Source organism: Roseibium album, from assembly GCF_001404515.1.
GTDB classification, from domain to species: Bacteria; Pseudomonadota; Alphaproteobacteria; order Rhizobiales; family Stappiaceae; genus Roseibium; species Roseibium album.
In genome coordinates, this window is record NZ_CXWE01000004.1 from 489,055 (window position 1) to 501,116 (window position 12,062).

At 59.0% G+C, this 12,062-nt stretch carries 10 protein-coding genes and 1 riboswitch; of the genes, 7 read left to right on the forward strand and 3 right to left on the reverse strand.

Going from position 1 to position 12,062, the window contains the following annotated elements; all coding sequences use genetic code 11:
* Positions 1-122 precede the first annotated feature (122 nt).
* The gene (locus tag LA5095_RS15625; RefSeq protein ID WP_055116951.1) at positions 123-2,339 is read left to right on the forward strand and encodes an NADP-dependent isocitrate dehydrogenase; all 2,217 of its coding nucleotides are present in this window, start codon (positions 123-125) and stop codon (positions 2,337-2,339) included.
* Positions 2,340-2,627: 288 nt separating this feature from the next.
* Here the strand turns inward: LA5095_RS15625 and LA5095_RS15630 are convergent, their stop codons facing one another.
* Positions 2,628-3,584 (reverse strand): AraC family transcriptional regulator, encoded by a 957-nt coding sequence (locus LA5095_RS15630; protein ID WP_055116428.1) that lies wholly within the window; start codon positions 3,582-3,584, stop codon positions 2,628-2,630.
* A gap of 179 nt (positions 3,585-3,763) precedes the next feature.
* On the opposite strand from LA5095_RS15630, the gene LA5095_RS15635 reads away from it, so the two are divergent.
* The 6 genes from LA5095_RS15635 (at position 3,764) to LA5095_RS15670 (ending at position 8,536) form a co-directional block, all read left to right on the forward strand.
* On the forward strand, positions 3,764-4,135 hold the full coding sequence (locus LA5095_RS15635; protein WP_055116430.1) for an SPW repeat domain-containing protein: 372 nt from the start codon (positions 3,764-3,766) through the stop codon (positions 4,133-4,135).
* A 218-nt stretch (positions 4,136-4,353) separates the two neighbouring features.
* On the forward strand, positions 4,354-4,839 hold the full coding sequence (locus LA5095_RS15645) for a YHS domain-containing (seleno)protein (protein ID WP_055116433.1): 486 nt from the start codon (positions 4,354-4,356) through the stop codon (positions 4,837-4,839).
* Positions 4,840-5,217: 378 nt separating this feature from the next.
* Positions 5,218-6,414 carry an RNA ligase RtcB family protein gene (locus LA5095_RS15655; protein ID WP_055116437.1) on the forward strand — a complete coding sequence of 399 codons (1,197 nt, stop codon included), beginning with the start codon at positions 5,218-5,220 and terminating at the stop codon, positions 6,412-6,414.
* On the forward strand, positions 6,411-7,073 hold the full coding sequence (gene prfH / locus LA5095_RS15660) for a peptide chain release factor H (protein ID WP_055116439.1): 663 nt from the start codon (positions 6,411-6,413) through the stop codon (positions 7,071-7,073). The genes LA5095_RS15655 and prfH overlap by 4 nt, the downstream gene beginning before the upstream one ends.
* A complete protein-coding gene (locus LA5095_RS15665; RefSeq protein WP_055116440.1) occupies positions 7,070-7,678 on the forward strand; it encodes a dimethylsulfonioproprionate lyase family protein in 609 nt (202 codons plus the stop codon). The genes prfH and LA5095_RS15665 overlap by 4 nt, the downstream gene beginning before the upstream one ends.
* Positions 7,679-7,810: 132 nt before the next feature.
* Positions 7,811-8,536 carry an HAD family hydrolase gene (locus tag LA5095_RS15670; protein ID WP_055116953.1) on the forward strand — a complete coding sequence of 242 codons (726 nt, stop codon included), beginning with the start codon at positions 7,811-7,813 and terminating at the stop codon, positions 8,534-8,536.
* A gap of 79 nt (positions 8,537-8,615) precedes the next feature.
* On the opposite strand, the gene LA5095_RS15675 is transcribed toward LA5095_RS15670, so the two are convergent.
* Together LA5095_RS15675 and LA5095_RS15680 are read right to left on the reverse strand one after the other, a co-directional pair.
* A complete protein-coding gene (locus LA5095_RS15675) occupies positions 8,616-9,296 on the reverse strand; it encodes an energy-coupling factor ABC transporter permease (RefSeq protein ID WP_055116442.1) in 681 nt (226 codons plus the stop codon).
* A 51-nt stretch (positions 9,297-9,347) separates the two neighbouring features.
* A riboswitch (cobalamin riboswitch) is annotated at positions 9,348-9,561 on the reverse strand.
* 236 nt (positions 9,562-9,797) lie between these two features.
* On the reverse strand, positions 9,798-12,062 hold a 2,265-nt coding region (locus LA5095_RS15680; protein ID WP_158510386.1), incomplete at its 5' end, for a cadherin-like domain-containing protein.

The window sequence follows — 12,062 nt, forward strand, 5'->3', positions numbered from 1 at the left end:
CTTTGTCTTTAGAAGGGCTGGCTTTTGATTGCGTACAATTGTATACGCTGGTCGAAATTCCGTCCGGGGACGCCGAAAAGTCCTCGCCGACCCCACTTCGAACACTGGGAAATGTGAGCACCATGGCCGATATCATCTACACAAAGGTCGACGAAGCGCCCGAACTGGCAAGCGCCTCGTTCCTGCCCATCATCCGCACCTTCACCAAGGCGGCGGGGCTCACCATCGGCACCCGGGACATTTCTCTCGCAGGCCGCATCCTGGCGAATTTCCCCGAGTATCTGACCGACACTCAGAAACAGTCCGATGCTCTTGCGGAACTTGGCCAGATGGTGAAGCAGCCGGACGCCAACGTCATCAAGCTGCCGAACATCTCCGCTTCCCAGCCTCAGCTGAATGCGGCGATCGCCGAACTCCAGTCGCAAGGCTATAAGCTGCCCGATTATCCGTCTGACCCGGCGAACGAGGAAGAAAAGACGATCAAGTCGAAATACGACGCCATCAAGGGCTCCGCCGTAAACCCGGTTCTGCGCGAAGGCAATTCCGACCGCCGCGCACCCAAGGCAGTCAAGGAATATGCCAAGAAGAACCCCCACCGCATGGGGGCATGGGCGACATCTTCAAAAACACATGTCGCCACGATGGGCGAAAATGACTTCCGCTCGAATGAAAAGTCGGTCACGGTCCCGGCCGTTTCCACCGGTGCCGCCAAGATCGAATTCGACGCAAAAGGTGGCGACCTGACGGTACTGAAAACAGACTGGCCGCTGGAAGAAGGCGACGTCATCGACGCGACCTACATGAGCGTCAAGGCGCTGAAAGCGTTTCTTGAAAAGGAAATCCAGGACGCCCGGGACCAGGGTGTCCTGTTCTCGCTGCACCTCAAGGCCACCATGATGAAGGTCTCCGACCCGATCCTCTTTGGCCATTGCGTCAAGGCCTTCCTGAAGGACGTCTTTGAAAAGCACGCCGCCACCTTTGCCGAACTCGGTGTCAACCCGGATCTCGGTGTCGGCGACCTGGAAGCCAAGGTCGCGACACTGCCGGCGGACAAGCGCGCCGAGGTTGAAGCCGATATCAAGGCAGCACTCGACAATGGCCCGGACCTCTACATGGTGAACTCCGACAAGGGCATCACCAACCTGCATGTGTCTTCTGACGTCATCATCGACGCTTCCATGCCGGCGCTGATCCGCGCCGGTGGCAAGGGCTGGGGCCCGGACGGCAAGGAACAAGACGCCAAATGCGTCATTCCGGACAGCTCTTACGCCGGCGTCTATTCCGCCGTCATCGATTTCTGCCGTGAAAACGGTGCGCTGGATCCATCCAAGATGGGGACAGTGCCGAATGTCGGCCTGATGGCCCAGAAGGCCGAGGAATACGGTTCTCACCCGCAGACCTTCAAGGCGCCTGCCGACGGGACCATCCGCATTGTTGATGAAGCCGGCAACACGCTGATTTCACACGAAGTCGAGGAAGGTGATGTCTGGCGCGCGTGCCGCACAAAGGATGCGCCGATCCGTGACTGGGTCAAGCTCGGCGTCTCCCGCTCGCGTCTTTCCGGCATGCCGGGCATCTTCTGGCTCAACGAGAACCGCGCCCATGACGCGGAGCTGATCAAGAAGGTCAACACCTACCTGCCGGAGCACGACACGTCCGGTCTGGACCTGAAAATCATGGCTCCGACGGAAGCGGCAAAATACACCACCGAACGCATTGCCCGCGGCGAGGACACGATTGCAATTACCGGCAATGTCCTGCGCGATTACCTGACCGACCTTTATCCGATCCTGGAAGTCGGCACGTCGGCGAAGATGTTGTCGATCGTCCCGCTGATGAACGGTGGTGGCCTGTTCGAGACCGGTGCCGGTGGCTCCGCACCCAAGCACGTCCAGCAGCTTCAGGAGGAAAATTACCTCCGCTGGGATTCACTCGGTGAATTCTGTGCCCTTGGCGCGTCGCTCGAACATCTCGCCAATGCCAAGGACAACGCCAAGGCACAGGTCCTGGCAGATGCTCTCGATACGGCGATTGAAGGCCTGCTCGACAACGGCAAGTCGCCCGCGCGCCGCGTCGGCGGCCTCGACAACCGGGGCAGCCATTTCTACATCGCGCTCTATTGGGCAAAGGCGCTTGCCGCCCAGGACAAGGACGCGGAGCTGAAGGCTCACTTCACACCGATTGCCGAGGCGCTATCCTCCAACGAAGACAAGATCGTCGGCGAACTCAACAGCGTCCAGGGCTCTTCGGCAGACACCGGCGGCTACTACCACGCGCCGCAGGCGAAGGTCGACGCAGTGATGCGCCCGAGCGCAACGCTGAACGGCATTATCGGCTAAGCAACAAAACATGATTGCGATCTCGAGGGGCGGAATTTTCCGCCCCTTTGTCTTGTAGGATGAAGTTTGAAAATCCTGCACATCGTGGACAGTCACAACTCGCGTCGTCCCGGATCTTCGCTCCGCCGCGTCCGGGGTCACCCCTGAAGGACAAGGTGAACAACGGTGTTTCTGCGCGTCCCCGGGGATTGGTGACAGCACTGTCTCGAAGGATGAGCTCAATATCGGGAAGACTACAGCCGTTTGTCGACTGCCGGACATGGGTTGGCGGCCATCAGCACGAAACCATCATATTCGCTCCGCAGCCACGTCCGCCCCCATGCGCCGCATCTGGCCCGGTGTCTGGTTGAACTGGCGCTTGAAGGCGCGGTTGAAGGCAGCTTCCGAGGCGTAGCCGATATTCTCCGCGATATCGATCAGCGGCAGGTCGGTGTCGTGGATGTCCCGGCGGGCCTTTTCCATGCGCCAATGCGTGACATAGGCAAGCGGCGTCATGCCGACGAGATCGGTAAAGCGCTCGGCAAACACGGTGCGTGACATACCCGCCTCACGCGCCAGCGTTTCCACGGTCCAGGGCTGTTCGGGAGCCAGGTGGATCTGGGACATCGACCGCCCCAGCTTCGGGTTGAGCACTGCGGCGAGGCACCCTGCCCTGTCACCCTGCTGGTCGACAAATGTACGCACAACCTGGATGAAGATGATCTCCGTCAGCCTGTGGACGATGGCGTCGGAGCCGGGCATGGTCGCGCGAACCTCGCTTGCAACGAAGCGCATCACCGTTTCCAGCCAGAAGGCGTTCATCGTCTGCGTATTGGGAACATGAATGACCTGCGGCAGCGCTTCCAGAATCGGATGAACCGAGCCGTCCTCGAACTCGAAGTGCCCGCAAAAAAGCTTGCAGCTCTGCTCTTCTTCCGGGCCACCGAAATACAGCGCACCTTCCCCCGCATAGCCGGTCTCCTCAAGCACCCGGTCGACGGAAGTGGGTTCCCGGCCAAGCTCGTCGCACAGGACATGGGCTGCACCGTGCGGAATGACCACCAGGTCTCCGGTCGCAAGATAGATGGGCGAAGCATAGCCCTCAACCTTGAGCCAACAGGCTCCACGCATGGCCATGTGGAACCGGGCAACATTGCCGAATGCCGGTACCTGCACTGCCCAGGGCGGTGAGAAGTTGGTGTGAAAATAGATCGATCCACGCAGCTTCAGCGCGTCAAGGATCTGGCTAAGGGCGTCATGTCTCATGCGTTTCCATCTTCGGTAATGTCTCCCCCTGTTGTGCGGGATTTACCTATCTACCGCAAGTGTCCCGGACGATCAGTCAATTTTCAGGGACTTTCGTGCATGGATCAATCGGATGGTGCGGATCATCTTAAGCCACGAGAGGCACACGCCTCCAACCAGCCTTTATCCAGGAGCTTGACATGAACATTCGCTTTGTCACCAAAAACATCCATGCCTATCTGGACTATCCGGTCGCGCTCGGCCTGATTGGTTTGCCGGTGGTCCTCAATCTCGGCCAGTCCAACCCGCTCGCTTTCTGGCTGTCGGTTGTCACCGGCGTCGCGGCATTGATCCTGACCATGTTGACCGATCACGAAACCGGCCTGATCCGGGTCGTACCCTATTCGTTTCACCTGATCGTCGATTTTGCGGTCGGTGTCGTCTTCCTGGCCGCTCCGTTCGTCCTCGGCTTCAAGGGCATCGACTTCGCCTACTACGTCGTCAACGCCCTCGCCGTTCTGACCGTCGTCTCCCTTCACAAGCCGGAAGCCGCCGAACCGCAGGCCGCGTAAAATGTGATGACCTCACCTGCGATCAACGCCTTCCCGGCATCTGAACCTGAAAAGCACCGGCTCCCCGCCGGTGTTTTCTTTTTGCGCACAAGCCGGACGATCAGCAAATTCTGGAGGGGTTTTGAGCATGGATCAATCAAATTTCTGAACGCAAAGTACACATGGCTGGTGCAAAGACCGGCCGAACGACTTACAGATCCAGATTAGGAGAATTCAATATGTCCCTGTCCAAGACGCTTGTCGCCGCAACGCTTCTGAGCATTGCGAACCTGTCCAGCCCGGCCTTTTCGGCCGACGAATACAACACATCCAGCGGCCTTACGGCTGCAGGTGCCCCGCTTGGCATGCATGGTGTAGATCCCGTCACCTTCGTCAATCTCGGCAACCGGATTGACGGCGCGGCCCGTCACACGGCGGTTCACGACGGTGTTGCCTATTATTTCTCCTCCAAGGAGACCATGGACAAGTTCACCGCAAAGCCGGCTGCGTACTTGCCGCAAAACGGCGGCTTCTGCACGTTCGGCGTTTCGGTTGGCAAGAAGTTCGACGGCGATCCCCAGTTTGCGGCCATCGTCGACGACAAGCTCTATCTCTTCCTGAACGAGGAGATCTTTCGTGAATTCCAGAAGGACGAGGCAGGGACCATCGCCAAGGCCGACGAAAACTGGAAAAAGATCCGCACAACCGCCGCCAAGGATCTTTGATCGGTTTTGATCCCGACGGCAAGAAACAGAGTCACTCCCTGACGATTTCAGGCGCGCCCAGTGGTGCGCCTGATCTTTTTCGTCCCCGGGCATGTCCGGCCGGCCTGACCTCGTTGCACAACCACAACACCCACCAGCGAACTGTCCGCTCTGAAGGCTGGCGGGTTGTGGTTTGCGTGGCCAAGGCTTATGTGACTGCCACCGCGCCAAGCGGCACAATGACTTTTGAAGACGGGACAGAAAGACATGACGATCATGTTGCGCGCGCCCAGGACGGCGGCAAACCTGTACTGATCCGCGCTCGCGGTGCGGTGGAGGCAATCCGGTGCAAGACTGACTTGCACCCGATGTATTTCCTGTTTTCAAAAGGGTTCCCAAATGGGCACTTCTCAAAAGGAAGGGCTAGCGTCTTCAAGTGATGCTGCGCCCATCCATCGTTTCTATTCCAGGACCACCTGGATCGAAGGCGCGGCTGAAGAACAGCTCGATCTTGTCTCCAGGTTGGCCGGTGTGTCGCATGTCGCCGCGTTTCCGGACCTCCACCCAGGCAAATACGGCCCGGTCGGCAGCGCAATTCTGGCTGACCGCATCTATCCTCAACTGATCGGCAACGATATCGGCTGTGGCATGAGCCTGTTTGCGCTCGACCTGCCGGCCCGCAAACTGCGGCTCGACAAGGCCGCACAGAAAATCCGTGTGCTGGAAGAACCGTGGCATGGAGACCCCGGCGCTTGTCTTGCAGCTGATGGCCTGCCGACTGATCTTCATCCGGTCGCGCTTGGGACCATTGGCGGCGGCAACCATTTCTGTGAATTGCAGGAGCTCGGCAGCTTGTCCGATGATTGCCTGCTTGCGGGCACGGATATCAGGAAAGGCGACCTGATGCTGCTGGTGCACTCCGGGTCCAGATCACTTGGCATGGCCGTGTTCGGTACGGTTCTGGAAAGTTTTTCCGGACTGGACCTCGACAGCACCGTCGGACGGACCTACCTGGCAGCGCACAACGACGCGGTTCGCTGGGCGAGCCTCAATAGAAGGCTGATCGCCGAAAGAGCCGCGCGTGCGCTCCGCTCGGACCTTCGGCTGGTTGCCGACGCACCCCACAACCTGATTGAGGAGCACGATGACGGGCTTCTGCACAGGAAGGGCGCGGCAAAAGCCGACATTCCGCTGGTTCCGCTCGCCGGATCCCGGGATGCCCTTAGCTATCTGCTGGTGCCAAAGGCCGACAGGCCGGAGGCACTCGCCTCGCTTGCCCACGGCTCGGGCCGAAAATATGATCGCCGGTCGATGGCCGGTCGCGCCGGAACGACCCGTTCCGACCGGGACGGATTGATCCGGACATCGTTTGGTGGACACGTCATCTGCGAGGATCGCCAGTTCCTCATCGAGGAAGCACCGAACGCGTACAAGGATCCTAACCAGGTGCTGGACGACCTGCGGACGTCCGATTTGGCACAATCTGTTGCAACGCTGAAACCGCTGTTGACGTTCAAGAAGGCGGTGAACCGGGAACTTGCAGCCGCGCGGCGGGACAAACACGGTCGCCTGAAGGATAGGAGGGCAAAGCGATGAACACTTCCAGTCGAAAGCACCTCCTGGTGACAAGCGGTGACGGTCCCCGTGAGTGCCGCAGGGCCGTCGCCCACGTTCTTCGTCAAATGGAACACGAGGCAAGGCGAGCCGGCTTGCGGTTCAGTTCAGATATGTCAGGTGGCTGCGACGGCGCGGATCCGTCATCCGCGCTGGTTACACTGTCCGGAAGCCAGATGCCGGAATTCACGAACACCTGGATCGGCACCGTCCAATGGATCTGTAAAAGCCCCTTCCGCGCACATCACAGACGGCAGAACTGGTATGTCGGCGTGTTTTCGGTCGACAATTCGGACCTGCCGGAGATCGATCTGGAGACCGGTGCGCTCAGGATCGAGACCTTCCGCTCCGGTGGTCCCGGTGGTCAGCACCAGAACACCACCGACAGTGGAGTCCGGGTCACACACCTGCCGACCGGACTGGTTGCCGTCTCCACCGACGAACGCTCTCAACACAGAAACCGTAGAGTTGCCCTTGACCGGCTGGTGGCACGGTTCATCCTCAAGCGAGAGGAGAGCCTTGCGCGGGACCGGTCGGCGCAGAACCAGTTGCACAGGTTGCTGGAGCGCGGCAATCCCGTCAGGGTCTTCAAGGGTGAACGTTTTGCCGAAATGAAAAATCAGGCTGGAGGCCGCGGATGACGTTAGCAGCAAAGGAACGCCTGGCTTTCGACGCCCTGCTTCTGGCAATTGCATCGGCTTTCAGCGCGGAAGGAAGACCGGGCGGTGACGCAGCCGCAGTCAGGCTTAGAGCTGCGTCGAAGCGGCCTTTTTACGCAAGGCCTGCACGAGACCACCCCGGTGCACTGCTTCGGCAGGTATGTGCACTCGACAACGCCATCGACTGCGCAAGGCTTGTGCTCGGATGCGCGGCCAGTCTCGACTGGGAACACTGGCAAGGCACCGGGCTTGCCGACGACGTTTCAAACAGCCTCTACACCACGGAGTTGCTCGGTCCGGACGGGCATGTCCGGGACAACGAGGTTCGCGTTGGCCTGCTCGTCTCCGAGGCCGGGACCGACTACCCGCCTTCCAGCCACGCCGCGGAAGAAACATACTTCGTGATCGCCGGGAAGGCCGAGTGGGTTCTCGAAGGCGCGCCATATTGGCAGGTGCCGCCCGGGTCTTTTGTTCATCATCCGGCCTGGGCAGTACACGGACGCAGGACATTGTCCGAACCGTTTCTCGGTGCATGGCGCTGGAGTGGAAATCTTGATCTGGCGAGCTTTGGGGTTGCTCGCCGGTAGAATTGCCGTTGTTGTCGCAGCCGCTGATTTTTTCACATCTGAAAATGCCGCTTTTGCGATCTCCCTGCAGGGAGAAAATCGAATAGAGTGCCGTTGTCACCCAAAGAGTCAAAGCACACATCAGAGGCCCGCATGACGTCCGAAGAACTGCGAAGAAAAAAAGCCGCAACAAAAGCGATCCTCTTCGACAAGGACGGCACCCTGCTCGACTTCGACGCAACATGGACCCCTGCCTACGAGGAAGCGGCGAGGCTGGCTTCAAGAGGTGTGACAACCGATGCAGAGCGGTTTCTTGAGCTGACCGGACTGGATCTTGCAACGCGCAGATCGGAGGCCGGGTCGCTGCTTGCTGCGGGCAATTCTGAAGAAATCGCCGAGGCCTGGATAGCCGGAGGTGCGGACTTTGGCCTCGCGGATCTGACCACTGAGCTCGACCGCATATTTGTTTCCAAAATGCATGATGCCGCCCCTCTGCAAGGCATTCGAGAGGCAGTGGATGCGCTCCTGGTGCGTGGCTTCAGGCTGGGGGTCGCTTCAAGTGACAGCGAAGCTGCAATCCGCGCCTTTCTGGAGGGCACGAACCTTGCACCGAAATTCGACTTCGTGACGGGATATGACACAGGTCACGGTCCCAAACCTGAACCCGGCATGGTGCATGGATTTGCCGACGCGATCGGCGTTCCCACGTCTGGAATCGCGGTCATCGGCGACAACACCCACGACATCGAAATGGCTCATGCCGCCGGTGCCGGCCTGACGATCGGGGTTCTGACGGGAACGAGCGCACGGCAGGAACTTGCACCGCATGCGGATGTTGTTCTGGAAAGTGCAGCCGACCTGATCGGGTTTTTCCCCTGAACCGATACCACCAGTGCCATCGCCAAAAAAAAGGGCGGCCCGTTGCCGCCCTTTCCCGAATTTGAAAACAGCCCGCGTTTCAGGCAGCAGGTTGGTGAAGACGGCTGTTGAACGCCATCGTTCTCGTAAATGGTGCCAATGTCTTGGCTCCCGCAAGAACGGCCAGGTCCAGAAGGGGCTCACCCAGAACGACCAGCATGTAGGCAATTCCGAAGGTCCCGACTGACGCCAGGTTTTCTGCGCCGAAACCCTGTCCGTAAAATGCCCAGAAGGCGACCCAGGCGACAACCCCGCCCTGATAAGTCGTCGACAGCGCCAGGGCCTGCGCATAGGAGACATCCACATAGGCCGTTTTTTCGGGGATGATTTTCTTTGCCAGCAGGCTCACGGCCCAGAGCGGCACGATCAGAGTTGTCACGTTGATGCCGTATTGCGGCAGATCGAACGGAGCGATGAGGAAACCCTGCAGGGCAAGGCCGGCGGCCAGGCCGATCGCCGCAGGTCCCGCACCGAACATCAGGAACAGGGTTGCGCCGAGAATGAAGTGCACCTCGGACACTCCAACCGGGTAATGCGGCAGCAGCTCGAAAAAGCTGAAGACCAGAAGCGAGGTAATCAGGGAACGGACGGCAAGACCGGAAACACCACTTTTGCGCACCGTATCAAGCGCGAGTTTTCCGAGTAGACCGAAGGAAGCGGCAGCCGTGCCATAGCTGAGTACGATTTTGGCACCATCAACGATGCCAGGTTCGATATGCATGTTTTTCTCCTTTGCGCACCCTCCGTGCGCGATAGGTTTCCTGAATTGGTCGGAGCGACCGTTTGGATGGCAGGTTTCCTGGCTTACGGGTCCTTGCGCAGCCCGCCTTCCCGGCCTTATCGGCCAGTGGCATGTCGGGCTTTGCTCGCCGCTCACAGTTGCGGGGGCAGCCACGGTCTAGGCCCCTGTTGGGTACGCCTCACCGTGTTCCCATTTCATCCGCCTTCACGTTCGTATCGGCGGAACCATCCATAAGCGAGGATTGCCTCTTTCCAGGAACAGGTGCAAGCGCATTTTTGCCGTGAGCCGTCGAAATGCGGCATCGTCACATATTTTCCACGGGCGTTGCCCGGTCATGTCTTGTACGAAGCCGGCTGATGCAAATTTGACGCATGACGGAAGTCACGGGAGCCGACCTGGCCACCCTTCCATCACGCAAAAAGGCAGACAGGAGATCCACCTGTCTGCCCGGTCCACGGTATCGCAGTGCCGATAAACGGATCAAACCATAAGGGTCATATCGTCAAGTATGACGCCATAATTGGACGTTACAACGACCTCATCAACTTCATCGAAGATCTCATCGGACAGGGAAAGCGTCTTTTCTTTGTTTGCGCGAATGCGGAAATCTTCCACACCGACGAGTTCGCCATCCAGATAACCTTCTACGGTGACAGTCGCCTTGCGCCAGCCCAAAGCCGTGAAGGTTGCCTCTTCGAAATCGAAGCTTTCGCCGTCGGCACGCGCAAATGACAGGCTGTCACCATAGCTGCGTCCTGCGTAATCTCCTTCCGAGACACCCCGAGTGCGGGCCGTCACGTAGGTGTTGGTGAAGACGAATTCATCTTCTTCGTCAAACCAGCGACACGGAGAGCCGCCTTCGAAACCGATGTGGGTCTCCACCGGTGACGTTCCCTCGCCATTGAGGGTTATTTCCACTTCGGCCGTGTCGGTTCCGCCATTGCCGTCTGCAACGTCATAGACAAAGATATCGGTTGCCGTTTCACCGTCGGAAAGATGGTCAAATGCACCATTCGGATCATAGCTGAACGTGCCGTCGCTCGCGAATGTGACAATGGCGCCTGAAGCGAGAACTGCCGTGCCGTCGGATCGGCCGGCAACGGTCTGCAAGGACATTTCGCCACCGTCCGGATCATTGTCGTTGCCCAGAAGGTTACCGCTCACAACACCAGATTCGTTCGTCGCGAAACTGTCATCGAACGCGACGGGCCCCTGATTGCCTCCGGACGGTCCTTCCGTCTGCGTCACCAGTGAGATGTTGTCGACATAAAAGGGTTTGTCCCTTCGGCTGCTCACCACCACTTCATCGACGCTGTCGAACCTTTCATCCAGTTCAAGTTCGTAAGTGCCTTTTGAGTTGATGCGAACCTTCATCGATCCGACAAGAACACCGTCATCATAGGCTTCAACAGTCACGCGCGCCCTGCGGGTCACGGATTGAAGCAAAATGCCGTCAAGATCGAAATCCGAGCCACCTGCCGAAATCGTGAAGCCTGATGTCGCCCCGGACAGGGAGCCTGCCAATTGGCCATCTGTCGTGACGTTGATCCCCTCGAGCGAGAATCCTGCCTCGCCCATGTATTCACCAGGCGCCAGACCTTCGAAATCGATGACCACCGGCTTGTCGGTGCCCGGAACCGGATCTGGAATCGGGTCCTCATCGGGTGTTGTCTCACCGTCAATGGTAAGGTTCACCGTCGCCGTATCAAGGCCGCCGTTACCGTCCGAGACCTGATAGGTGAAGCTGTCGGCGCCCTTTTCACCGGCGTCGAGTTCGTCAAACGCGCCATTCGGATCATAGTCAAATGTTCCGTCGGCATTCACCGTCAGCAGTGCGCCGGAATCCAGCACGATCTGGGAACCGACCGAAGCGGAAGAGCCGTTGACGGAGGCAACCGACAGGCCGTCTCCGTCGGCATCCGTATCATTGGCAAGAAGGTTCTGGCCGGAAAGCAGGCCATCCTCACCGACAGTGTAGCTGTCGTCGACCGAGACCGGTGCCGTGTTGTCATGCGATCCTTCAATGGTGATCGTCACCGTTGCCGGTTCGGAGTTCCCCTCGCCGTCGCTGGCAACATAAGAGAATGTCTCCGTTGCGGTCTCTTCATCGCCCAGGTGATCGAATGCACCGTTCTGGTCATAGGAGAACGTGCCGTCGGCATTCACCGTCAGCAGTGCACCGGAATCCAGCACGATCTGCGAGCCGACCGACGCAGGAGAGCCATTGACCGAGGCAACCGACAGGCCGTCTCCGTCGGCATCCGTATCATTGGCAAGAAGGTTCTGGCCGGAAAGCAGGCCATCCTCACCGACAGTGTAGCTGTCGTCGACCGAGACCGGTGCCGTGTTGTCATGCGATCCTTCAATGGTGATCGTCACCGTTGCCGGTTCGGAGTTCCCCTCGCCGTCACTGGCAACATAGCTGAAGGTCTCCGTTGCAGTCTCTTCATCGCCCAGGTGATCGAATGCACCGTTCTGGTCATAGTCAAATGTTCCGTCGGCATTCACCGTCAGCAGCGCACCGGAATCCAGCACGATCTGCGAGCCGACCGAAGCGGAAGAGCCATTGACCGAGGCAACCGACAGGCCGTCGCCATCGGCATCCGTATCATTGGCAAGAAGGTTCTGGCCGGAAAGCAGGCCATCCTCACCGACAGTGTAGCTGTCGTCGACCGAGACCGGTGCCGTGTTGTCATGCGATCCTTCAATGGTGATCGTCACCGTTGCCGGTTCGGAGTTCCCCTC

Coding starts and splice junctions, on each gene's coding strand:
- LA5095_RS15635 (WP_055116430.1), top strand. CDS start 3,764: ATGAACATTCGCTTTGTCACCAAAAACATCCATGCCTATCTGGACTAT.
- LA5095_RS15670 (WP_055116953.1), top strand. CDS start 7,811: ATGACGTCCGAAGAACTGCGAAGAAAAAAAGCCGCAACAAAAGCGATC.
- LA5095_RS15630 (WP_055116428.1), bottom strand. CDS start 3,584: ATGAGACATGACGCCCTTAGCCAGATCCTTGACGCGCTGAAGCTGCGT.
- LA5095_RS15655 (WP_055116437.1), top strand. CDS start 5,218: ATGGGCACTTCTCAAAAGGAAGGGCTAGCGTCTTCAAGTGATGCTGCG.
- LA5095_RS15625 (WP_055116951.1), top strand. CDS start 123: ATGGCCGATATCATCTACACAAAGGTCGACGAAGCGCCCGAACTGGCA.
- LA5095_RS15665 (WP_055116440.1), top strand. CDS start 7,070: ATGACGTTAGCAGCAAAGGAACGCCTGGCTTTCGACGCCCTGCTTCTG.
- LA5095_RS15645 (WP_055116433.1), top strand. CDS start 4,354: ATGTCCCTGTCCAAGACGCTTGTCGCCGCAACGCTTCTGAGCATTGCG.
- LA5095_RS15675 (WP_055116442.1), bottom strand. CDS start 9,296: ATGCATATCGAACCTGGCATCGTTGATGGTGCCAAAATCGTACTCAGC.
- prfH (WP_055116439.1), top strand. CDS start 6,411: ATGAACACTTCCAGTCGAAAGCACCTCCTGGTGACAAGCGGTGACGGT.